Genomic DNA, 24,288 nt, shown 5'->3' with positions numbered 1-24,288 from the left:
GAGTGCCATATTTAAGCATTATTGTCCCTGTTTATAATACGGAACCTTACTTAAAAATGTGTCTTGATAGTATTATGAGACAGGAGTTCGTAGATTTTGAGTTGATATTAGTAAATGATGGCTCGACTGATAACTGCTCAGTAATCTGCGATGAATATGCCCAATTTGATACAAGAATTACCGTCATTCATCAAGCAAATAGTGGTGCTGTCAGTGCTCGTAAAGCAGGGCTAAGGGTCGCCAAAGGACAGTATATTGGGTTTGTAGATAGTGATGATTGGATTGAAGTTGATATGTATAAATTATTATGTAATACTGCACGTGATTTTGATGTAGATATTGTTATTTGTGACATTGTAGAAAATTATCCACATCAAGAAGTGAAGAGCTCACAGCTTGTCGCGCCCGGTTTGTACAGGAAGGATAGGATGGAAAAAGAAGTATATCCAATTATGCTATATTCGGGCGAGTATTACCGTTTTGGCTTATATCCATCTTTATCTAATAAAATATTTAAAAGAGATCTATTAGAGAAAAATCTCTTTGATGTGGATGATCAAATTTGCATGGGGGACGATGCTGCTTGTACATATCCTAGTTTACTTGATGCACAAAGTATTTATATATTAGAAAATCAGTATCTCTACCATTATCGTCAGCATTCTTCTTCCATGACGGCTAGTTATGATCAGATGTTTTTTAAAAAAGTACTTGTGTTGTATGAACAATTGAAAGTTTTAAAGTACAGGAAAGCAGACCAGGTTCCTAATTTTGCTGAACAACTTCAGTATTATTTTACTTATTTAGTGATGGCAGCGGTGAATAATGAATGGAATAGATTCAACCATAAGCGTTTACATGAAAAGCGTACCTTTATTAAGAAAATGTTGATTCATGAAGCGTTTCATGGATCGTTGCATGCGATTCGTATGACAAATATGCCGCTCAAATCAAAGGTCTATACTTGGTTACTAAAGAAAAAACAAATTCTTTTACTTTTCATGTTGAATAGGCTTAATCGGCGGATCAGTGATTGCAAAAGTTTAATTCCTACTTTTATTAAAAGAAAAGGTGCTTACCAGCATGAGAACTAGGAGAGTAGTTTTAAATTTAATGGCTAATGTATTGCTACAAGTTATTACAGCGGTTATTAATTTTATTTTACCTCGACTATTTATGACAACATACGGCTCTGCTACAAACGGGCTAGTTTCGTCGATTAAGCAATTTTTAAGTTATTTAAAAATAGTAGAGGCTGGGGTTGGTAATGCATCTATAGTGGCACTTTATAAGCCACTAGCCAAGGGCGATAAAGACCAAATAAATGGAATTCTTTCAGCAACTAATCTTTTTTATAGACGTTCGGGTTATGTCTTTGTTGGATTAGTCGCCATTTTGGCTATTTGTTATCCGTTACTAGTAGGAGATGAAGTGAATCCACGAACGGCTCTTTACATGGTACTTATTTTGGGCATTAGTGGCATGTGGGAGTATTTTTTTATAGGGAAATATTTAGTTCTGCTGTCGGCAGATCAAAAAAGCTATGTTATTTTTCGCATTCAAACAATGTTGCTTTTTGCGAGTGCACTATTGTCAGTTACTTTGATAGCATTTGGTTTTTCCATCGTTATTGTTGTTGCTAGTTCAAGTGCCATATTATTACTGGATGTTCTTTTTTTAAGGTTGTATGTTAAAAAGAAATATCCATATTTCAATAGTAAAAATCAAGCAAATAGGTTAGCAATTAAAGATAAATGGGATGCTTTAATTCATCAAATTGCCTCGTTAGTAGTATTTAACACACCGTTTATTTTAATAACGATTTTTCTAGGCTTAACAGAAGTCAGTGTGTTTACTGTTTATAGTATGGTGTTTAATGCAGTCACATTGTTTATATCTACTTTTTCAGGGGCGATATTAGCAGCCTTTGGCGACATTCTTGTCAAAGAGGACAAGGACGTTCTTCGGAAATATTTTCATCATTTTGAATATATTTTTTATGGCATCATTGCTTTTAGTTACACATGTACAGCTATTTTAATATTACCATTTATAAAGATTTATACAGCAGGTATTGAAGATGCCAATTACATAAGGCCTTGGTTGGCAATATTGTTTGTCATTGTAGGAGTAGCGAACACAATTCGGATTCCTGCGAATACGTTAGTGAACGCTGCAGGACATTTTAGAGAGACGAAAAATCGTGCCATTATGGAAGCATTAATCAACCTAGTAGTTTCTCTTGTTTTTGTACAGTATTTTGGCGCAGAAGGAATATTACTGGGAGGAATTTGTTCATATGGCTATCGTACTTATGATTTAATCATTTATTCTTCAAAAAAGATTTTACAAAATTCACCTAAAGATACTGTCAAAAAAATTGTGCAAAATAGTATCTTTGCACTTACTGCAGCGACACCATTTATATTTTTTATCGAGCTCCATATTACATCTGCAGGTTCATGGCTTGTAGCCGCTATATGTATTTCCTTATGGACGATGTTTATTTTATTAGTAGGTAATTTTATTATTGAGCCTCAAACAATGCGAGATATTTTGGTGCAATTAAAGCGAACAATTACCGATAGTAAATAATTTTATCCCTGCATTTAGTAAGGTAAGTAGCATAATAGAAAGGCGATTTGATCCCTTGAAATGGCAGGTGATGGTGATGAAGCGAGAAGTCAAAGAAATATATTTACTACGATTCGTTGCTTGCTTAGGAATTGTGTTAATGCATAGTGTTACGTTGGCATTAAACATGTATGACATAGAAGAAGGTCCACTATTCGTAATCCTGACATCTATTCAGCTGATCTTTATGTTCGGGACACCTCTTTTTATATTTATCTCAGAGTTTGTCATTGCCTATTCCTATTCAGATCGTTTGCCGAAAAAGTTTTATGTAAAACGTTATAAATATATGTTAATGCCATTTCTTTTTACTGGACTACTTGATGCCGTTCTTAAATCAATCGAATCACCTTCTATTGAATTTGCCAAAAAACTAATACTAAATTATTTGGAAGGTGATTTCCATGGTTATTTTATCGTGATCATTTTTCAGTTTTATTTCATACATCCATTTTTTGTGAAATTTATTGCCTCAAGATACCCAGCCTCTCAAGTAATAATGACTGCATTTATCATTAATTTTAGTTACCTAGCCTTTTTTAATTTTTTGGATCCATTTAAGTATTTTCCTGATTTAGCGTATACTAGTTTACAATGGGATTTTTTTAATAAGATGCCATTTCCTGCGTGGATTGCTTATTTTGTAGTAGCTTATTACTGTGGAAAAAATTATGATAAGTTTCTATCGTGGTTACAGCGTTTTCGTTATCTGTTACTAGCAGTATTACTCATCACAGTAAGCCTTTTGCTAACCTCTCAATTATCAGGTATTATTACGGAAGTTCATTCAAAGAGAATAGACGTTATCCTTTATACATTCAGTGTAGCTTTTCTGTTATTTTTCATCGCGAGTAACAGAAGAAAAATGCCGAAATTTATCATTTTTATTAGTCGTTATTCCTTCGGTATATATTTATTACATCCCTTAGTGATTAGCCTACTTAAAATTTTTTTAACGAATTTTATCGAAACATTAAGTGTATTTTCTATCATTGCCATTTCATTTATTGTCAGTATCAGTTGCTCCATTTGTATAACATATATAATGAGTAAATGGAAATTCGGCTCGTTTTTTATAGGGCAACTCAATAACAATGGGGACTCTCATAAAAAAGATGCACCATTTCCCATCCAGAAATCCTAAATAAACTGGTATTTAAGTGTGTGAATGGCGTAAGGTTTGCGTTTTACTTTGCGATTGCCAAAGCAAAGATGGTAAACTAAAAGATGTTATTTAGAGAAAGTGTGGTCTTGCATAATGAAAGTTCTATTTATTGGTGATATTGTTGGTTCAATTGGTCGAGATGCGGTGGAAAAATATTTACCTCGCTTAAAAAAGAAGTATAATCCAGATGTTGTGATTGCAAATGGGGAAAATGCTGCAGCAGGACGAGGGATTACTCGTAATATTTATAATAGCTTGCTGCAAATGGGTGTAGATGTTATTACAATGGGTAATCATACATGGGACAATAAAGATATTTTTGATTTTATCGATGACGCGGATTACTTAATCCGTCCGGCAAACTTTTCAAGTGAAGCACCTGGTAAAGGTATGGTCCAGATTTCTAAAAATGGCGTGACATTATCTGTCATTAATTTACATGGTCGCGTATTTTTACCACCACATGAGGATCCGTTTGCAATGGCAGATCAATTGATTGCAGAGGCTCGACAAATATCTCCACTTGTCTTCGTGGATTTCCATGCTGAAGCGACTAGTGAAAAAATCGCTCTTGGTTGGCATTTAGATGGAAAGGCTTCAGCGGTTGTTGGGACACATACACATGTGCAAACAGCAGATGCAAGAATTTACCCGCAAGGTACAGCTTATATCACGGATGTTGGTATGACAGGGCCGTACGATGAAATTTTAGGTATGACAAAGGAAAGTGTCATCTATAAATTCCAAACAAACATGCCATCTCGTTTTGAAGTTCCGAAAAAAGGGCGAGAGGTTTTAAGTGGTTTCTTTGTCGAGATGGATGATCGAACAGGAAAAGCTATTGCCTGTGAACGCATTTATATAAATGAAGACTATCCATTTCAAGGGTAGATAAGTCGAAGAATGTTTTTTTACGTTTCTTTTACGGGGATATAGGTTTCTTTGTCAAACTAGTCTATTTCCGTTTTGCGGAGCATAAAATGTGCTACGGACAATAACTTGAGGTCCAAAAAGGGGGACATGAGTTGTTGAGCGTAAACACTATTCGCGAAACGGGGAGGAATAATTGTGGATTCATTAAAAGTATCATCACGCTCTAATCCAAATTCAGTTGCAGGTGCATTAGTCGCGGTAATCAGAGAAAAAGGGCAGGCAGAAATGCAAGCAGTTGGGGCAGGTGCACTTAACCAAGCCGTGAAAGCAGTGGCCATTGCACGCGGATTTGTAGCGCCAAGTGGCACAGATTTAATTTGCGCGCCGGCGTTTGCCGATATTTTGATTGCTGGAGAAGAACGAACAGCATTGAAGCTGCTAGTAGAAAAACGTATTCGATAAAAAAGTAATGAAGTAAAATGCTCTGTCACATACTATTGTGGTGGAGCATTTTTTCGTTTTCCTGTTTTACATATGATAGTTGTCACTTGAAATAGGGGCGTGATTTTGCTTAGATTTGAAAATTACAACTTTATGAACAGGATTTTCAGTCAAAGGTCTGATTTTCGCCTAAATCGTGGAGAAACAATAGTCCAGACGGTTTCTTCGTGTTAAACTTATGAAGGAAAAATAATAGTACACATTGGATTTAAGGAGTTGTTGACATGTTACATCAGCTTTCATGGAAAGTCGGTGGGCAACAGGGTGAAGGGATTGAGAGTACAGGTGAGATTTTCTCAATGGCAATGAATCGTCTAGGTTATTTCCTATACGGTTATCGTCACTTCTCTTCTCGAATTAAAGGTGGCCATACGAATAATAAAATTACAGTTCGTCCAACAGAAGTACGTTCAATTGCGGATGATTTAGATATTTTAGTGGCATTCGATCAAGAAACAATTGATGTCAATTATAAAGAGCTTACAGAAAAGGGTATTATTTTAGCCGATGCAAAATTTGATCCTGTTAAACCTGAGGATTCTAAAGCACCATTATTTGCAGTACCGTTTACAGAAGTAGCAGCAGAGCTTGGTACTTCGTTAATGAAAAACATGGTGGCTATCGGGGCAACTGCATCATTGCTAAACCTAGAAGATGCAGTATTCCAAAATGTTGTCGATGATATTTTTGGTAAAAAGGGCGAAGAAGTCGTTCAAAAAAATATGGAAGCCATTACACGTGGTCGTCAAATTATGAATGAGCTATTAGTTGATCGTATAGGCGAATGGGAGCTTGCACCTGCCGATGGTAAACGTCGTATGTTTATGATTGGGAATGATGCGATAGCACTTGGTGCATTAGCTGCTGGGACACGCTTTATGGCAGCATACCCAATTACACCTGCTTCTGAAATTATGGAATACTTGATTAAAAAATTACCGAAATTCGGTGGTACGGTCATCCAAACGGAAGATGAGATTGCAGCAGCAACAATGGCTATTGGTGCAAACTTTGGTGGTGTACGTTCCTTTACCGCTTCAGCTGGTCCTGGTCTTTCATTGATGATGGAAGCAATCGGTCTTTCAGGTATGACAGAGCAACCTTTAGTAGTAGTGGATACACAACGTGGAGGCCCTTCAACTGGGTTGCCAACTAAGCAAGAACAATCTGACTTGATGGCTATGCTTTACGGTACACATGGAGAGATTCCTAAGGTAGTCATTGCACCTTCGACGATGGAGGAAGCTTTCTTTGATACGATCCAAGCATTTAACATTGCAGAGGAATTACAATTACCAGTAATCTTAATGACAGATCTACAATTATCCCTAGGAAAACAATCTGTAGAGCCATTTGATTATGATAAAATTGAAATTCGTCGCGGTAAAATTGTGATGGATGATCTTGAGGAAGCGGCAGATAAAGCCTACTTCAAGCGTTACGAAGATACAGAAGATGGTATTTCACCTCGTGTATTACCAGGTACATTACATGGTATTCATCACGTTACAGGTGTTGAACATGATGAAACAGGGAAGCCATCTGAGGCAACGGGTAATCGCCAAACTCAAATGGATAAACGCTTCCGTAAATTAGAGAGCTTGAAATTTGATAACCCAGTCTTTGTCAATGCACCACATGAGGAAGCCGATATTTTATTAGTAGGCTTTAATTCAACAAGAGGAGCTATTGAAGAAGTGCAAGAACGTTTGAATGCACAAGGAATGAAAGTGAATCATGCACATATTCGTTTAATTCACCCATTCCCTTCTGCAGAAATAGCACCTCTTGTTGCACAAGCGAAAAAGGTGATCGTTGTAGAAAATAACTATACAGGTCAATTAGCTAATATTATGAAGATGAATGTTGGTGGTCACGATAAAATCGCGACAATCACTAAATATAATGGTACACCATTCTTGCCAGGTGAATTAGAAAATCGTGTGAAGGAGTTGACTCGCTAATGGCAACATTTAAGGATTTTCGTAATACAGTGAAACCAAACTGGTGCCCAGGCTGTGGAGACTTCTCAGTACAAGCAGCTATTCAACGTGCTGCTGCAAATGTCGGCATTGAACCAAATGAACTTGCTGTCATTTCAGGCATTGGATGTTCAGGTCGAATTTCAGGATATATCAATTCTTATGGATTCCATGGTATTCATGGTCGTGCACTACCAATTGCACAGGGATTGAAAATGGCTAATCGTGATTTACATGTTATCGCTTCTGGTGGTGATGGTGATGGATTTGCGATTGGTATGGGGCATACCATTCATGCCATCCGCCGTAATATTGATATAACTTATATTGTAATGGATAACCAAATTTATGGTTTAACAAAAGGTCAAACATCTCCACGTTCAGCTGCTGGATTTATTACAAAATCTACACCAGGTGGAGCGATTGAGCCATCATTGAAACCATTAGAGGTAGCATTAACAAGTGGTGCAACATTTGTGGCGCAAGGCTTTTCTACAGATATTAAAGAATTAACAGCACTAATTGAAGCTGGTATTAACCATAAAGGTTTCTCATTTATCAATGTCTTTTCACCTTGTGTTACGTATAACAAAGTGAACACATATGATTGGTTTAAAGAAAATTTAACAAAATTAGCAGATGTTGAAAATTATGATCCCTCAGATCGTGGTATGGCAATGCGTACAGTAATGGAACACGAGGGTTTAGTAACAGGCATTATTTATCATGATACGGAAACAACGTCGTATCAAGAAAAAGTACCTGGCTACTCTGAGTTACCATTAACAGATATCGATATCAAAATGAGCGAAAATGATTTTAATGATTTAGTAAAAGAATTTATGTAAAATTGATAGAATCGAAGCATTTGGAATGAAGTCATTCCAAATGCTTTTTTTCATGCTTTAGAAAAGAATTACGAGCGATTGCGGATAAACGCATGGCTAACCCTAGTAATTGTTAGGGGATCCTTATGAAATCCTTATATTTATTTTTTACACTAAGGTCATCGAAAGGATGATGACTAATTATGAAAGACTTGATTTTGAAAACAAACAATTTGAATAAAGCGTTTAAAGGACAAAAAATCGTCGATAATTTATCGTTAGAAATTAAACGTAATTCAGTTTATGGCTTACTTGGACCTAACGGAGCGGGAAAATCTACAACCTTAAAGATGATAACGGGCATGCTACGACCTAATGCTGGAGATATCATTTTTAATGGACATCTATGGTCACGAAAAGATCTGCAGGATATCGGGGTTTTAATTGAAACACCCCCCTTGTATGATAATTTAACAGCTGAAGAAAATCTAAAAGTTCGAACGATCGCGTTAGGCATACCACAAAGTCGGATTGACGAAGTATTGGAGATTGTAGATTTAACGAACACGGGGAAAAAACGAGCAGGTCAGTTTTCTTTAGGAATGAAGCAACGTTTGGGCATAGCAATTGCACTGTTAAACAAACCGAAACTGTTAATTTTAGATGAGCCAACAAATGGTTTGGATCCAATTGGTATACAAGAGCTTCGTAAGCTCATTCGCTCATTTCCAGAACAAGGTATTACTGTTATATTGTCTAGTCATATTTTGCCTGAGGTAGAACAAGTCGTGGATGATATTGGCATTATTGCTGGTGGCAAGCTTGGCTATCAGGGACCAGCTCCACAAGGTCATGAATTAGAATCACTATTCATGCAGGTTGTCACTGCCAACAGAAAGGCAGGTCATTAGCATGTTAGCCATCATAAAAGCGGAACAATTAAAGTGGAAGCGAACTTTTATTCCCAAACTACTTTGGCTTACGCCACTTATAACCTTACTTATAAGCGCTGTACTTATGGGAGGTGAATATTTTCAAACAGGAGCTTATAACTGGTGGTATACGATGCTTCTGCCAGGTGCACTGACAATTTGCTGTGCCTTAGTGATTGAAAAGGATAAGAAGTTGAAATACCATAGTATACTTGCACTACCACTTGGCCTCAAAAGGGTTTGGTTAGGAAAAATACTTTCATCAGGTGTATGGCTTGTCCTTATCACTAGTATGTTCTTTGGAGGCATTACAGCAGGGGGCTGGCTATTTGGTCACAGCTTACCAATCACAAGCAGCCTATTAAGTTCTCTAGTTATTTTCGTAACGTTTTTGTGGCAAATTCCCTTATGTCTTTTTTTGGCAGCTAAATTAGGAACCTATTTGGCTATTTTGTTCAATATAGTGGCCAATATCATTGGAATTGTAGTATTTGCAGATGGAGAGCTATGGTATTGCTATCCCTTTGCAATTGGTGCACGTTTATTATGCTCAACTCTCGGCATATTACCAAATGGTCTACCAGTACCTGAGGGTAGTTCCTTACTCAATCATGATGTTATATTTCCTGGCTTATTGATAACGATCGCTTGGTTTATCATAATCGCTTCACTCACGACAAAGTGGTTTCAAAAAAGGGAGGCAAAATAGAAAATGGACATGGTACGATTATTGAGAGCGGAAATTCTTAAAACAAGACGAACTCCATTACTACTTACCCATCTACTTGTCCCCATTGTTATTTCTGGACTGTTTTTAGCTTATTATTCCTATTCACCATGGGATTTTCACGGAAAAGTAACTGCCTATTTTCAAGGCCTAGCGTGTGGACTACCTATTATTATAGGATTAGTATGTGCAATGGCATCTGAGCAGGAAGCAAACGCTGGTCGTTTCCAAGGTCTGCTAGCTACAACAAACATAAAAATAAAGACATATATGAGCAAGCTTATCTTATTATTATTGTTTAGCTTTGGAGCCATCTTTCTATCTATAGCTATTTTTAGTTTTGGCTTTAGAGAACTATTACATGAAGTAGATTTGGGCTATTCATTTTATAGTATGGCTGCTTGTATTCTATTCGGCAGTCATGTGATTTTCTATATGTTACATTTATTTGTAAGCTTCCAATTTGGTAAAGGCGCTTCGATTGGTCTAGGTATTGTAGAAGCCCTACTGGTCGCCCTATTGCTGACAGGCTTAGGGGATGGTATTTGGCCCTTTTTACCGTATGGATGGAGCGGTCATTTTGTTTCTTTATGGATTTTATCATCGACAGGAACAAATTTAACATTGCTAGAAGCAAGTATCCAGACTAGTATAATATTGTGCTTAGGTGGAAGCATACTAGCTTTTGCATTATCTTGCCTATGGTTTTGGAGATGGGAAGGTAGAGCAGCTGAAAATTAGAGGGTGAATTATGGCAAATATATTAGTAGTGGATGATGAAGTGGATATTTTAATGCTGATAAAAAATGCACTTTATAAAGATAGTCACTTGGTAACCATTGTGTCTAAACCGACAGAAGTAGGCAAGATGGATTTAGGTTCCTTTGATTTAATTTTGCTTGATGTGATGATGCCTATTATGGATGGCTTTACATTGTGTGGGCAAATTAGGCATGCTGTAGATTGTCCTATTCTTTTTCTTACAGCTAAATCCTTAGAAGAAGATGTGATGTATGGTTTAGGCCTAGGCGCAGATGATTATTTGATTAAACCATTTGGCATTGGAGAGCTACGGGCAAGGGTGAATGCGCATATCCGACGGGAAAGCAGAGAGAAGCGGAACATCCTTTATAGCGATAAAGTTCACTTTAATCTTTCTGGTAAAGAATTGTTTGTTCAGAATGAGCGCGTTCTGCTAACTAAAAGTGAGTATGAAATATGTGAATTTTTAGCACGTCATCGCGGGCAAGTTTTTTCTAAAGAACAAATATACGAAACGATTTTTGGGTTTGATGGTAAAAGTGACAGTACAGCGATAACAGAGCATGTCAAAAATATTCGGTCAAAGCTACATGCGTTTGACATAGAAGTCATTGATACCGTTTGGGGGATCGGCTATAAATGGAGACGATAAAACCGAGGAAAGGAACACATCTTCATACATTTTTCCTGAGATATTTATTCTTTCTTTGCTTAGGTATCATTTTATTAGTGGCACTATTAATCGGTCTATTTATGTTTGCCTTTTCAGCTAATATTATTTTACCTGCAAATTATGCAGAGTCACAAATCACTTTAGCAAAAGATCGTATTGCTACAAGCAGTTCGGTAACGGACGAGATGATTCCTGATCTTGTCGAATATGCAGTGGTTTCAAATCAGGGAGAGTTTATTTCAGGCAATTTAACAAAAGAAGAGGCTTCCTATGCATGGCAGTTAAAACAAAAGGGAGAGAAGCAAGGAAGTTCTCAATTTTATGCATTTATTGAGCGCGGACAAGAAATATGTATTTTACGCTATAGTTTAGTCCCTGAGTATCGCTCTGCTATCATAAGAAATTATTTACCTAACCCGCAATTAACGGTTTTATTAGTTTTTATTATTGGAGTTGTTGTACAAGCAGCAGTACTTGCTGTTCATTTTGGCAGAAGACTAAAACAAAAAATGATGGGTTTACAAGAAGCTATTGAAAAAATCCAACATCAAAATTTAGATTTTCATTTAAAACCATCTGGGATTCGAGAAATTGATGATATTGCTCTTTCCTTTGAGCAAATGAAGGAAGCATTAAATACTTCATTGACACAACAATGGCAGGCAGAAAGATTGCGCAGAGAACAAATTTCAGCACTGGCACATGACCTGAAAACCCCATTGACGATTATTCGGGGAAATGCCGAACTTTTATTGGACACTGCCCAAGATGAAATGCAAAAAGAATTTAACCATTATATATTAAAAAATACGGTTGAAATTGAAAAGTTCACAAAGCAATTAATGGATCTTTCGAATGTGGAGCAAGGTGTTGTCACATCAAAATCGAATGTAGCCATGCATTTATTTATTCAAAAGGTCGAACAACAAATGAAAGCTCTTGCTTTAGAAAAAAATCTTAAAGTTAGTGTAGAAAAGATCAGGCTACCTACTTCCATTATGATAGAGGAAGAGCCTTTTTATCGGGCTCTATTAAATGTGATTGTCAATGCAGTTGAGCACACACCAAATAACAGCAAAGTCACTTTATCTGTTGAAGGAAAGGAGAATGTTATTCATTTTACTGTGAAAGATAGTGGTACTGGTTTTTCAGCAAAAGATTTAAAAGAGGCTACCAAACAATTTTATCGTGGAGACCCAAGTAGAAATACAACAAATCATCATGGTTTGGGCCTTTATATTGCAGAGTCAGTCATTAAAAAGCATGATGGGGTAATAACACTCGCTAATGATTCGATAACGGGTGGAGGAAAAGTGACAATCACTATTCCTGTTATGAGGATGTAGTAGCAGTTTATTTTTTCCAATTTACTTCAGGCAGAGATCAAAGTCATTGCCCTAATGAAGTTCTTCATGTTACCCTAGTAATAAATTTAGTCCTTTTTAATGGAAGTAAGGTTTTACAACTAACTATCCTTATAAAGGGCTTTTTTTATAGAAAAAAGTTTTAAGGGTACTTAAATGGAGGAGTTTTTTATGGCAGAAAGAGGTAGACCTAAAGGCGCAAGTGGAGAAGAAAGTCGCGCATTATTACTTGAAATTGCAGCGAAAGAGTTTGCGCAGCATGGATATCATGAAACGAAGGTGAGTACTATAGTAAAAAGTGCATCATTAAGTCAGCCTACTTTTTATCTGTACTTTAAAAATAAAGAGGCCATTTTTGAAGAATTAGAAAATCTTTTTCGCTTACGAATGATGGATTTAGCCAAAAAAAGCCGCTTACAGCCTGCATTAGAGCAAGCAACAGTAAGAGAACGTATTATCCATAACGTTAAGGAATTATTAGCGTTTTTTGCTAAGAACCCAAATTTAACACGGATTGGATTATCTTTATCGTCAAAGGCTGATGAAATAAAGGCACAAATCGTCAAGCAAATAAAAGAGAATCTGGATTATGAAGTAGATGCTGGCTACTTTCGGAAAGATTTAGATACACATATCGTTGCAGAGTGCTTAATAGGTATTATTGAGCGCTTAACATTTGTTCAATTACTGCCAAAGCAAAAAAAGCCAGAAGAGATAGCCCAACATATTGTGAATTTATTGGTAGATGGTATGTTGCCTAAAGAATAATCTGCAAAATAATCATGCTATTGGCAAAGAAAGTAAACATCTTGTTTTTTAATTAAATATTATTTATGAGTTATTGTTTTACAATTGATTCAATTTACTAGTAGAAGCAACGTATCAGAAAAGAATGGTATGAATAGATGGTCTAATGGATAGAAGAATTTAAAAATAAATCATGCTATTATCTAAGAGTAAGAAAATACTGATTTTTCTATTTTTCTAGTTGTATATTACTTCGGAGTAATATAAAATCTAAAATAAGTAGTGATTATCATTAGCTTATCTGATGGTTGTTCACTCAATAAAAAATGAAAGTGAGGTGAAAAATAATGATGTTTCCACCACCAGTTAATTTTCCAAAAGGGGATACAAAGCCCTTCGGTAAATAATTATTACCTTAAGGTCTGACTTTTTAGTCAGACCTCCTCTTTTGAAATTTAACCAGGAAGGCTGTTTACCATGCTTGAACCAATATATGAATTAGAAAATGTAACTTTCTACTATAAAAAAGGTAAATTTAGAGCAAATAATGGCATTTCACTGACTATATATAAAGGTGAAATAATTGGGTTATTAGGACCGAATGGCGCAGGAAAAACGACACTGATAAAGCAAATGATAGGACAGTTAGCACCAACAGAGGGATCCGTGAAATTTCATCAACAAGAAGTATCTAAGAATCCGAAGTATGTATTGAAACAGATTGCCTATTATTCACAGGAGACTTTTGCTTTATCATTTTTAAAAACATGGGAAGCCATTTATTTTACGGGTAGATTAAAGGGGCTTTCCAAAAAAGAGTCGAAGCAACAGACAGATAATATTTTGCTGAGGTTAGACATGGAAGCTTATCGAGATAAGCTATTGTCAAAGCTTTCGGGTGGTCAAAGAAGACTCATTAGTTTAGGAGCAACTTTGATTGGTCAGGCATCCGTTATGATTTTGGATGAGCCTACAAATGAGTTGGATCCATTAAAACGGAAATTAGTATGGGACATCATTCGTGAGCTTAACCAAAAGGGTACAACAATTATTTTAGTCACTCACAATATTTTGGAAGCTGAAAAAGTTGTTCATCGTGTAGCTGTTATAGATAACGGAAAGCTGTTAGCCATTGACCATGTCGAAAAGCTAAAGAGAAGAGTAGACCAAAGAATGCGTTTAGAAATTTATGCACAGGAGGCCTCTATTCACTATATCCAAGACAGACTGAAAGCTTTTGGACAAGCAGAATTAGTAGAGGATACAAAACTCACGATGTTAATCGAGAAAAATATGGTTCGTACTATTGTTGAAATAATACAGGATGAGACGTTGAGCATTAGCCAATACTCTCTATTTCCACCGAGTCTAGAAGATGTCTATTCATTACTTCAAGAACAGCAAAGGAGTGAATAGTTAATGAATGCCTTTAGTCAATTCTTTGTTGAATTACTTATTTTATTTCGTATACAAATAGCTATTGTAAGGCATCAATTATTATGGATTATTGCAATGTCTTCCATTTTCCCAATAGTTACTTTAGTTTTTCTCGAATTTTTACTGGGTGAATCTAGCTCTGAACAATTAGCACGATTAATTATCGGTAATATGATTTTTAGTATTCTATTAATGGGGATGAATATTTTAGGGCAGGATATCTCGTATCAAAAATTTGGGGGCTACTTTACATATTACTCGTCTCTTCCCATTCGAAAGGTTAATTTTATACTATCTTTATTATTTTATGGAATTTTAACTTCCTTACCATCTTTTGTCATTGTATTTACATTTGGTCAGCAAATTTATGGGGTGAATCTTCATTTTGAGTGGCTTCTACTACCAGTTGCTTTATTGGCGATTTTTAGTGTAGTAGGCATTGGTGTATTAATGGGTTTTTTATCTCCAAATCCTCAATTTACAAATATTGTAGCGCAATTTTTGTTGATGTTTGTTACTTTCTTAACACCAGTTATGATTGAACTGAAAGACCTTCCCATCGTTCTGCAGTGGATTTCCTACGTGTTACCTACAACATATGTAGCGAATGTATTACACGGTATGTTAACTGTTGGATGGACCAATTCTACATACATAGATGTTCTTATCTTACTTATTTTTTCCTGTATTTCTTATCTATTGATCAGTAAAAAAATACATTGGCGTGTTCAATAAATTATTTGAATAGGGAGTTAAATTTATAATGAAAACTTTTGAAACTAAGATAGAGCAGTATGCTGAATTGGTCATAAAAATAGGTATTAATATTCAACAAGGACAGACTTTAGTGATTTCTGCCTCGATAGCTGCTGCCGATTTTGTTCGGAGGGTTTGCCGACATGCCTATCTCAATGGTGCACATTATGTTTATATAAAGTGGATTGATGAAGAGCTTGCTCGAATTGAATTTGAATATATGACAGAGCAAGGCTTAGCCTATACACCAGATTGGCTTGTGAAGGGGTATGAAGAAATGGCGAGTAGTGGTGCTGCTTTTCTTTATATTATTTCACCCCACTTGCAAAATATGGAGGGAATAGACCCTGTAAAGGTAGAAAAAGCAGAGTATGCTTCTGCACTTGCTTTTCGTTCTTTTACCGAAAGATTGATTGGAATGGAAGTTAGTTGGACTGTTATTGTTTATCCGACGGAGCAATGGGCAGCATCTATTTTCCCTGATTTAGAGCCCAAAAATGCTCTTGAGGAATTATGGGAAAAGTTTTTTGAAATACTCAGATTAAATGAAGAGAGCCCACTACAAGCCTGGGAAAAGCATGTTGAAACATTAAATAAAACAGCCACGTTCTTGAATGAAAAGTATTTCCGTTATTTACATTTCATTAGCGAAGACACAAATTTAAAAATAGAACTACCACAAAATCATCGTTGGGTAAATGGCCTGGAAACGAATGACAAGGGAAGCTCATTTATTTGTAATATGCCAACTGAAGAAATTTATACAACACCACTCAAAAGAGGGGTAAATGGAATAGTCAAAAGTACAAAGCCATTAGTTTATGAAGGGCAGATCATTGATCAATTTACACTTACATTTAAAGATGGAGAAATTATAGATTTCTTTGCAGAAAAAGGGATGGATGCATTACAAAGTATTCTTCACAAGGACGAGGGTGCTAGATATATAGGTGAAGTTGCATTGGTTCCTCATGATTCTGCAATCTCTGCGAGCAATCTACTGTTTTATCATAATTTATTCGACGAGAATGCATCCAGTCATTTAGCCTTTGGGCAAGCCTATACTTCAGGCTTGAAAGAAGACGGTTTAAACTTAGAAAACATAAATAATAGTATGATCCATATTGATTTTATGATAGGCTCACAAAACTTGCAGGTTAATGGAATACGTGAGGACGGTACTGCCGAAGCGATTTTAGTAAATGGTAAGTGGGTAACGAAATAAGGGGGAAGATGAATGGAAATAGTGCAGTGTAAGACTGATAAGGATTATGAAAAATTCGCTGTTTTCTTTTTGCAAAATAGAAATATATTTGATGATATGTATCCGATTTTAGATACACTTGGTAGTTTATATGTCATGATAGAGGAAACAAATCTGCTTCTCTTTCAAAATATACACGAGGAAGTATTTGCTGCAGCAAGCTATACATTGGGTGTAAGAGAAGATCAATTTAAAAATAAACATATCGTTTTTATTGATTGCGCACTTTTAAAGAAAGAATATCAAAATACTCGATCCTTTGTTAAGGGTTTTCTACAAATGCTAAAACATATTTTAGAAGAACACCCAGAAGTGAAGGAAGTCCAATTTTATGCTTATCGCCATCATGGCTATATTCACCGTCTTTATAAAAAGTTTGCCACTATTATAGATGAAAAAGAAGGATATTTTGGAATGCAAGATGTCTTCTCTGTGGAATTTCACAAATTGACTACTTTTTTAGAGGAATTTAATAAAAAACAAACCATTTAAACGGAATGGATAAAGGGCTATTTCAGGCAATGTTTCTATAAAAAATGCTACAATAAAAGAAAAAAAGAGGCGATGTACGTGAATAACGTCATTGATTTTATTGCAAAAAAAAAGGAACGTGAAGACCGAAAGCGTGCTCAGGATTTAGAACGTTATGTAGCTACACAATGTAATTTTCAACACCCTGAAAATATTGATGCTCTTGTAGAGGACAAATTGATTGAGGTTAAAGATCATACGTTATTTCTTGGCTTTCTATCCATTTTAAAGGATGAGCAAATAGAACCGTTAGATATTTTTCAAGATGTCTTTTCATTAGAGCCCTCTCGTTTTGAAATGTCCTACAATATGAGATGGTGGTCAGTTGTGCAATTGGCATTTACATTTTTAACAATTCTCAAGGAAAATGAGCCGCATACATATGCTGATTTTTTAGGTCTCTCCAAATAATCTAAGTATGTGTACGTCTGTAAAGCAAACGTACACATACTTAGATTTTTCTTATCTTCCCCCGCTAGCTTTACAAGCCTACTTCATTTATTCATTAAATTCATAGATATTTATAATTCCTCAATAATTTTTACTAAATATTCTTAACACCTCCATACTTGCTTAATGTTTGTTTTATAACATAACGTTTGTAAGCAAATAAAAATAAAGCAAAACAAATGGAGGGTCCAACACATGGCAATTCAAAAACTGTGGAAAAAAGGTCTAATTGGTGCATTAGCTATTTCCATGTTGGCAGCTTGTTCTGACAGTTCATCTAGTGCAAATGAGGTAAACAAGGATTTATCGCTTGAGGACATTACAGAAAAAGCAAAGGAAGAGGGCACTGTTCATTCTGTCGGTATGCCAGATACATGGGCGAACTGGGTAGAAACCTGGGAGGAACTCGGGACCGAATATAGCATCAAACACAAGGATACGGACATGTCGAGTGCAGAGGAGTTAGCGAAGTTTGAAGCAGAGAAGGATGATGCTACGGCAGATATTGGAGATGTCGGGATTGCTTTTGGACCAATCGCTAAGGACAAGGGCTTAACATTATCATACAAAACGTCTTATTGGGATGAAATACCTGATTGGGCTAAAGATGATGAGGGACACTGGATTGTTGGCTATACAGGAACCATTTCTTTTTTGACAGATAAAAATAATGTGAAGAATGCTCCAACATCATGGGAAGACCTAAAAAATGGAGATTACACAGTAAGTATTGGGGATGCATTAACAGCTAACCAAGCACAGTTTGCCATCTTAGCAGCGGCTATGGCATTTGGTGGAGATGAGTCCAACATCCAGCCAGGTATAGATTTCTTTGCAGAATTAGCGAAGCAAGGACGTCTACAGGGAGATCCATCAGTAGCAAACCTAGAAAAAGGTGAAATAGATGTTGCGATCTTATGGGACTTTAATGCATTAGGTTATCGTCATCAAATTGATGAGGACCGCTTTGATGTAGTGATACCTAAGGAGGGATCTGTCACTTCTGGTTATGCAACGGTAATTAATAAATATGCCAAAAACCCACATGCTGCCATGCTAGCACGTGAATATATTTTATCTGATGCAGGTCAAGAAAATTTAGCAAAAGGCTATGCGCGTCCAATTCGGGACGGAGTGAAATTACCACAGGATGTAAAAGATTTACTATTACCTGCTGATATGTATACGAATGCACAACCTGTTAAAGACCAAAAGAAATGGGAAGATACAACAAAGCAAATCCCTCAACTCTATCAAGAGCAGGTATTAATCCATGCAAAATAACAAAGTGGTTCTTATTGTTATCGATGCCTTGCGCTTTGACACAGCCTGCACACATATGGGGTTCTTGCACCATTTAGTCGAGCGTCAGGTAGCTGCTCGCTATAAGGTTTGCTCAGAGGTGCCTTCTTTATCAAGACCATTGTATGAGACGATTTTAACAGGTACACCCCCTATTGTACATGGCGTTACCAGCAATATGACAGTGCGTTTATCGAAAGGGCAAAGTGTCTTTCATATCGCAAAGGAGCATGGTTTAACTACAGCAGCCTCCGCCTATTATTGGGTGAGTGAGCTTTATAATAGAGCGCCATTTAATCATATGGAGGACAGGCTACAACTCGATACACATTTACCAATTGACAATGGTATGTTCTATTTTGAGGATCATTATCCAGATAGTCATGTATTTACCGATGCAGCATGGTTAATGGCTCAAAAGCAGCCTGATTTTCTGTATATTCATCCAATGAATGTTGATGATGATGGTCACAAATTTACGGCAGATTCTGCTCAATATCGCAATCGAGTTTTAGCGATGGATGCTTTACTATCCTTGTTTATTCCAAAGTGTATGGCGCTGGGCTATGAGGTTATCGTTACGGCTGATCATGGCATGACAAGAGATGGTAATCATGGCGGTACAACACATGAGGATCGTCATGTCCCGCTATTTGTCATTTCAGATGCAGTAAAGGCTGGTATAAAAGAAGGCGTTATTTCCCAATTACAAGTTGCACCACTGTGCTGTCATTTATTAAATATTAAGCCTGCTGAAGATATGGTGCCACTCCTATTAGACGGTGTGTTTACAGCAAAAGAGGTTTAATTATATAGTAGTCGCTCTCATTATAAGGAGCGGCTATTATCCCCATGAGCCGCAAGTCATTTATAGAAAGAAGTGAGTGTGTTGATATCGAAGCGGCAATCCATTGCTTGGCTTTCACCTTTTCTTGTATTACTATTATTGTTTTTCTTAGTACCGCTCCTATATATGCTCATTACCAGCTTTCAAAATAGTGAGGGCTTTACTCTGAAGCAGTATGAATCAATTTTGACGAACGACTACATTCTTCAAGGTTTTAAAAATAGTATTACTTTATCTGTTATCTCAGCTATGATTGCGTTACTTATCACCTTGTTTGCAGTTTATGCCATGATGAAGTTTTCAGAGCCAGTACGGGAGAAGATTTTAATACTTACGAACTTAACCTCCAATTTTTCAGGTATTCCGCTAGCATTTGCTTTTATCGTTTTACTTGGCAATAGTGGTTTATTTACATTGTTATTTGACAAATGGGATATTGAGGCGTTGACATCCTTTTCATTATACAGTTGGAGCGGTTTGTTACTTATTTACATTTACTTTCAGCTGCCATTATCACTAATGCTGCTATATCCCATTTATGATGGAATTCAGCAACAGTGGAAGGAGGCGGCAGCCCTTCTTGGTGCATCTAGCTGGCAGTTTTGGATGAAAATTGGTCTCCCTGTTATGCTCCCAGGAATTGTGGGAACCTTTAGTGTATTGTTCGCCAATGCAATGGGCGCGTATGCCTCTGCTTATGCATTAACAAGTAGTAATTATAATTTAGTGGCGATTCGTATCGGCTCCTTAATAAAAGGTGATATTTTTGCTCAGCCAGAGCTAGCCAGTGCCATTGCAGTTATATTAGCAGTGACAATGGTGACGGCCATGCTGATCAGTGAGTGGAGCATCTCTAAAACAAGGAGGAAAGTAAAATGAAAAAGCGTGGTTTGGCTGATTTCTTTTTCCTTCTGCTCGTGGGATATTTACTATTACCTGTGTTAGCAACAATGCTCTATGCGTTTGCAACAAAATGGAATAAAACGATATTGCCAGAAGGACTCACACTAAAATGGCTTTCCACATTGTTTCAGGATACCGATTTTATTCAGGCATTTGGTCGTTCAGTATTTTTAGCAGGGGGGGCAGTTAGCATTGCACTCCTTGTCATTGTGCCAGCCATTTTCGTCATCATCCTATACTTTCCAAGATATGAAAAATGGATACAGATGGCAGTGGTGATGGTGTATTCTTTTCCAGGAATCATTTTAGCTGTAGGGCTTATACGCGTTTATAGCCAAATAGGTATACCGATGATATTTGTTGTTTTAGGTGCCTATGTTGTGGGAATTCTTCCTTATATCTATCAAGGTACACGAAATAGTTTAAGAAATATAGATGCGAGGCAGCTACTTGATGCCGCTCAATTACTAGGCGCAACCAAAAGGCAGGCATTCACAAAAATTTTACTGCCTACCGTTTATCCAGGCTTATTTGCGGGGGCATTGTTATCCTTCTCTGTCTTATTTGGTGAGTTTGTCTTAATTAATCTTGTTGTAGGTTCTCGCTTTGAAACCGTTCAAATTTATTTAATGAAAAAGCTTAGCACAAGTGGACATATTGCTAGTGCTGTTGTTTTCATCTATCTCGTGCTAATGGGTCTTTTAACATTCATCATTGCTATCGTAACGAAACGATCGAAAGGTGCTACAAATCTATGAGTTATCTTGTTATTGAAGGGCTTCATAAAAAATATGGACAAGTATCTGTTTTAACCAATATTCATATGGAAATTCAAAAAGGAGAATTTATCACACTATTAGGTCCTAGTGGCTGTGGAAAGAGTACGATTTTGCGTATTGTTGCAGGCTTAACAGATGCATCGGCAGGTAAGATTTTGATTGAAGGAAAAAATATGAGTGGCGTACAACCGAAGGATCGTCAAGTGGGTATGGTCTTTCAATCCTATGCACTTTTTCCTAATATGACTGTGCTCGAAAATGTTGCTTTTGGTTTGCGTATGCAAAAAGTTAATAAGGCAGATATAGAGCAGCGTGTTCATGAAATGCTAGCGCTTGTTCATCTAAGTGAGAAAGCTAATGCGTATCCGAAAGAATTATCGGGAGGTCAACAGCAGCGTGTTGCTCTAGCTCGTGCATTAATTGTCCGACCTAAAGTACTGCTATTAGATGAGCCGCTTAGTGCGCTCGATGCTCAAATTCGCAAAAAACTTCAAGCAGATTTACGAGCAATTCAGCGAAAATTAAATATGACAATGATTCTAGTTACACATGATCAGGAGGAGGCAATGGCTGTTTCGGATAGAATATTTGTCATGAATAATGGCAGCATTGCCCAAAATGGTACGCCAACGGAAATCTATACGAAACCAAATAATGAATTTATTGCTAATTTTATCGGTCATTATAATGTTTTTCCACGCCAAACTTTAGAAAAAATGCTTGGAGCATCTTTAATAGAGCAAGCCACGAAATTTGCTATACGACCTGAGGCGTTACATCTCGATCAACGAGATGGGGACTTATGTCTCTTTGGGGTTGCCAAACAATCATTAATGAGCGGCAATATTATTCGTACTACGTTTGAAGGAGAAATGGCGTTTACAATGGAACAACTGCATCAACAAGGGAATTCGATTGAAATGGGAAAATCCTATAAGTGTTATGTCGCACAAGAAGATGTGATTGCACTATCATGACTTACGCTAAACTGGAAAGATTTGAATTTATTTTAAAACAATTAGATTCTGAAGGAAAAATTATTGTTGCCAATATTGCCGATGCCCTTCAGGTAGCACCAGAAACAATTCGCCGAGACTTTGATGAATTAGAACAACAGCATTTATTAACAAGAGTTCATGGCGGGGCTATTAAATATACGAATGTACGTAATGAACCGGTATTTTTACGCAAGCTACAAATGCACAAGGACGCAAAGAGACAAATTGCTCGTATTGCTGCAAAACGCATTTGCGACGGCGATACTATTGCAGTAGATACAGGTACTACAACAGTACATATAGCCGATTTTTTACTAGCTGTGGAAGATATAACGGTTGTAACGAATTCAATTGCAGCAGCTATTCAATTTAATTTAGCCATAGAAGAACGACGCATGACAGGCAAGGTCATATTACTAGGAGGCACGGCGAATCCAAAACAATCTTCTGTTGCAGGTGCTATGACGTTAGAAATGCTAGATAATATGAATTTTGATAAGGCTTTTTTATCGTGTGGTGGCATGAGTGAGGGCATTGTTTATGATTACGATTTGGATGAATCTCTTATTTCAAAGAAAATGCTCAAACATAGCAAAGTGAGTTATTTATTAGCCGATGCATCTAAAATTAATGGCAAATCATTTTTTCAAATCTGTCATCTTGATGAATGTACAGAAATTCTTTGCGAAAGCACTTGTCCATTAGAATGGCAGGCGTATGAGGAAAAATGGACGATATGTAATGGAGGGAAGAGTGGATGACAATTGATTATCACGTACATTTAGAAGAGGGACCTTATTCATTTCGCTGGCTAGAGCGTACATCGCAGGCACTGGAGTTTTTTCATTCGGATGATGAAACGGAAAAAGGCTCCAAACAACAAATAACTTGTCATTTACAGCGGCTAGCAAGGCGTGTGAAAAATGGCTGTTATAGTGAGGAATGGTTGGATTTATATCTCGAACAGGCAAAGCAGCTTGGCTTACGTGAGGTGGGGATTGTCGATCACTTATATCGATTTCAACAAACGCGTGCCTATTTTGAGCGCTTTATGAGGCTGGATGATAGTGAAATTGGGCAAATTCAGCGCTATTGGCTGGATCGTGTGATGACAGAAAATATGGATACTTTTGTGACGACCATTCAGCAGGCGAAGGAAAAGTGGCGTCAACATGGCATTACACTGAGACTTGGTATAGAGGCAGATTATTTTATTGGTGGAGAGGAGGAATTAACGGCTTTACTAGCAGGCTATCCTTGGGATTATGTAATTGGTTCTGTTCATTTTGTTGATGGGTGGGGCTTTGATAATCCACAAACACAATATCTTTTTGAGCAAATGGATCAACCCTCTTTACAACAAAATTATGAGCGTTTTTTTAAAGCAGTAGAGAAAATGATTCAATCCAATATGTTTGATTTTGTTGCTCATTTAGATAATTTTAAAGTATTTAATTATCAGGTGGAGGATCGTACGTTTCTTGAAGTTTGGTATAAACGTATTGCAAAGGCACTAACGTCTACTGAAACCGCCACTGAAATCAATGCCGGGCTGTATTATCGTTACCCTGTACAGGAAATGTGCCCGGGTCCTCGTTTTTTACAAATCTTACTTGAGCATGGAGTTGCTTTTACTGTATCCTCTGATGCACATTTCCCAGATGATTTAGGTAAATATACATTTGCCAATACAGAGCTGCTAAAGGGTTATGGCGTTCAAGCTATTGCCTCCTTTGAACAGCGAGTGAAAAAAATGATGACGTTATAGGTTGAGTAAAGGGCACTAAAGCTTCAATGTAGTGCCTTTTATTCGTATTACATAAGTACAATTTTA

25 protein-coding genes are annotated in these 24,288 nt (G+C 36.8%); all 25 read left to right on the top strand.

Features of this window, described 5'->3' with window-relative positions; translation table 11 throughout:
* Positions 1-2 precede the first annotated feature (2 nt).
* The 25 genes from QH639_RS23460 to QH639_RS23340 all read left to right on the top strand — a co-directional run bounded on the left by QH639_RS23460 (position 3) and on the right by QH639_RS23340 (position 24,222).
* Positions 3-1,094 carry a glycosyltransferase family 2 protein gene (locus QH639_RS23460; RefSeq protein ID WP_131521856.1) on the top strand — a complete coding sequence of 364 codons (1,092 nt, stop codon included), beginning with the start codon at positions 3-5 and terminating at the stop codon, positions 1,092-1,094.
* The gene (locus QH639_RS23455; RefSeq protein WP_131521855.1) at positions 1,084-2,595 is read left to right on the top strand and encodes a lipopolysaccharide biosynthesis protein; all 1,512 of its coding nucleotides are present in this window, start codon (positions 1,084-1,086) and stop codon (positions 2,593-2,595) included. Before QH639_RS23460 ends, QH639_RS23455 begins: the two co-directional genes overlap by 11 nt.
* A gap of 76 nt (positions 2,596-2,671) precedes the next feature.
* Positions 2,672-3,778, top strand: coding sequence for an acyltransferase family protein (locus QH639_RS23450; RefSeq protein WP_131521854.1), 1,107 nt, complete (start codon positions 2,672-2,674; stop codon positions 3,776-3,778).
* Between the two features lie 114 nt (positions 3,779-3,892).
* Positions 3,893-4,690 (top strand): TIGR00282 family metallophosphoesterase, encoded by a 798-nt coding sequence (locus QH639_RS23445; RefSeq protein ID WP_048391507.1) that lies wholly within the window; start codon positions 3,893-3,895, stop codon positions 4,688-4,690.
* A 177-nt stretch (positions 4,691-4,867) separates the two neighbouring features.
* Positions 4,868-5,134, top strand: coding sequence for a stage V sporulation protein S (locus tag QH639_RS23440; protein WP_004224903.1), 267 nt, complete (start codon positions 4,868-4,870; stop codon positions 5,132-5,134).
* Positions 5,135-5,397: 263 nt separating this feature from the next.
* Positions 5,398-7,137: a 2-oxoacid:acceptor oxidoreductase subunit alpha gene (locus QH639_RS23435; RefSeq protein WP_131521853.1), complete on the top strand. Its 1,740-nt coding sequence runs from the start codon at positions 5,398-5,400 to the stop codon at positions 7,135-7,137.
* The gene (locus QH639_RS23430; RefSeq protein WP_131521852.1) at positions 7,137-8,003 is read left to right on the top strand and encodes a 2-oxoacid:ferredoxin oxidoreductase subunit beta; all 867 of its coding nucleotides are present in this window, start codon (positions 7,137-7,139) and stop codon (positions 8,001-8,003) included. Before QH639_RS23435 ends, QH639_RS23430 begins: the two co-directional genes overlap by 1 nt.
* A gap of 182 nt (positions 8,004-8,185) precedes the next feature.
* Positions 8,186-8,893 carry a lantibiotic protection ABC transporter ATP-binding protein gene (locus QH639_RS23425; RefSeq protein WP_237899687.1) on the top strand — a complete coding sequence of 236 codons (708 nt, stop codon included), beginning with the start codon at positions 8,186-8,188 and terminating at the stop codon, positions 8,891-8,893.
* A 1-nt stretch (position 8,894) separates the two neighbouring features.
* Positions 8,895-9,623 (top strand): lantibiotic immunity ABC transporter MutE/EpiE family permease subunit, encoded by a 729-nt coding sequence (locus QH639_RS23420; protein WP_131521850.1) that lies wholly within the window; start codon positions 8,895-8,897, stop codon positions 9,621-9,623.
* Between the two features lie 3 nt (positions 9,624-9,626).
* Entirely contained in the window at positions 9,627-10,382 is a 756-nt protein-coding gene (locus QH639_RS23415; RefSeq protein ID WP_131521849.1) for a lantibiotic immunity ABC transporter MutG family permease subunit, read from the top strand.
* Positions 10,383-10,392: 10 nt separating this feature from the next.
* On the top strand, positions 10,393-11,055 hold the full coding sequence (locus QH639_RS23410; protein WP_131521848.1) for a response regulator transcription factor: 663 nt from the start codon (positions 10,393-10,395) through the stop codon (positions 11,053-11,055).
* Positions 11,043-12,422: a sensor histidine kinase gene (locus QH639_RS23405; protein WP_131521847.1), complete on the top strand. Its 1,380-nt coding sequence runs from the start codon at positions 11,043-11,045 to the stop codon at positions 12,420-12,422. The genes QH639_RS23410 and QH639_RS23405 overlap by 13 nt, the downstream gene beginning before the upstream one ends.
* 189 nt (positions 12,423-12,611) lie before the next feature.
* Positions 12,612-13,208: a TetR/AcrR family transcriptional regulator gene (locus tag QH639_RS23400; RefSeq protein ID WP_131521846.1), complete on the top strand. Its 597-nt coding sequence runs from the start codon at positions 12,612-12,614 to the stop codon at positions 13,206-13,208.
* A gap of 456 nt (positions 13,209-13,664) precedes the next feature.
* A complete protein-coding gene (locus tag QH639_RS23395) occupies positions 13,665-14,603 on the top strand; it encodes an ABC transporter ATP-binding protein (protein ID WP_131521845.1) in 939 nt (312 codons plus the stop codon).
* A gap of 3 nt (positions 14,604-14,606) precedes the next feature.
* Positions 14,607-15,359: an ABC transporter permease gene (locus QH639_RS23390; protein ID WP_131521844.1), complete on the top strand. Its 753-nt coding sequence runs from the start codon at positions 14,607-14,609 to the stop codon at positions 15,357-15,359.
* A 28-nt stretch (positions 15,360-15,387) separates the two neighbouring features.
* Positions 15,388-16,605 (top strand): aminopeptidase, encoded by a 1,218-nt coding sequence (locus tag QH639_RS23385; RefSeq protein ID WP_131521843.1) that lies wholly within the window; start codon positions 15,388-15,390, stop codon positions 16,603-16,605.
* Between the two features lie 12 nt (positions 16,606-16,617).
* A complete protein-coding gene (locus tag QH639_RS23380; protein WP_131521842.1) occupies positions 16,618-17,136 on the top strand; it encodes a hypothetical protein in 519 nt (172 codons plus the stop codon).
* Between the two features lie 72 nt (positions 17,137-17,208).
* Positions 17,209-17,586 carry an ELKS/Rab6-interacting/CAST family protein gene (locus QH639_RS23375; RefSeq protein WP_227744978.1) on the top strand — a complete coding sequence of 126 codons (378 nt, stop codon included), beginning with the start codon at positions 17,209-17,211 and terminating at the stop codon, positions 17,584-17,586.
* Positions 17,587-17,820: 234 nt separating this feature from the next.
* Positions 17,821-18,909: an ABC transporter substrate-binding protein gene (locus tag QH639_RS23370; RefSeq protein WP_131521841.1), complete on the top strand. Its 1,089-nt coding sequence runs from the start codon at positions 17,821-17,823 to the stop codon at positions 18,907-18,909.
* Entirely contained in the window at positions 18,899-19,735 is an 837-nt protein-coding gene (locus QH639_RS23365) for an alkaline phosphatase family protein (RefSeq protein WP_131521840.1), read from the top strand. Before QH639_RS23370 ends, QH639_RS23365 begins: the two co-directional genes overlap by 11 nt.
* A gap of 72 nt (positions 19,736-19,807) precedes the next feature.
* Entirely contained in the window at positions 19,808-20,653 is an 846-nt protein-coding gene (locus QH639_RS23360) for an ABC transporter permease (RefSeq protein WP_193767400.1), read from the top strand.
* Positions 20,650-21,435 carry an ABC transporter permease gene (locus QH639_RS23355; RefSeq protein ID WP_131521838.1) on the top strand — a complete coding sequence of 262 codons (786 nt, stop codon included), beginning with the start codon at positions 20,650-20,652 and terminating at the stop codon, positions 21,433-21,435. The genes QH639_RS23360 and QH639_RS23355 overlap by 4 nt, the downstream gene beginning before the upstream one ends.
* Positions 21,432-22,433: an ABC transporter ATP-binding protein gene (locus QH639_RS23350; protein WP_131521837.1), complete on the top strand. Its 1,002-nt coding sequence runs from the start codon at positions 21,432-21,434 to the stop codon at positions 22,431-22,433. The genes QH639_RS23355 and QH639_RS23350 overlap by 4 nt, the downstream gene beginning before the upstream one ends.
* A complete protein-coding gene (locus tag QH639_RS23345; RefSeq protein WP_131521836.1) occupies positions 22,430-23,215 on the top strand; it encodes a DeoR/GlpR family DNA-binding transcription regulator in 786 nt (261 codons plus the stop codon). The genes QH639_RS23350 and QH639_RS23345 overlap by 4 nt, the downstream gene beginning before the upstream one ends.
* The gene (locus QH639_RS23340; protein ID WP_131521835.1) at positions 23,212-24,222 is read left to right on the top strand and encodes a histidinol phosphate phosphatase domain-containing protein; all 1,011 of its coding nucleotides are present in this window, start codon (positions 23,212-23,214) and stop codon (positions 24,220-24,222) included. The genes QH639_RS23345 and QH639_RS23340 overlap by 4 nt, the downstream gene beginning before the upstream one ends.
* Positions 24,223-24,288: the final 66 nt, after the last annotated feature.

This window comes from Lysinibacillus sp. 1 U-2021 (assembly GCF_029916965.1).
Lineage (GTDB): Bacteria > Bacillota > Bacilli > Bacillales_A > Planococcaceae > Lysinibacillus > Lysinibacillus capsici.
Note: the sequence above shows the minus strand (reverse complement) of the source record. Positions and strands in the feature narration are given on the sequence as shown.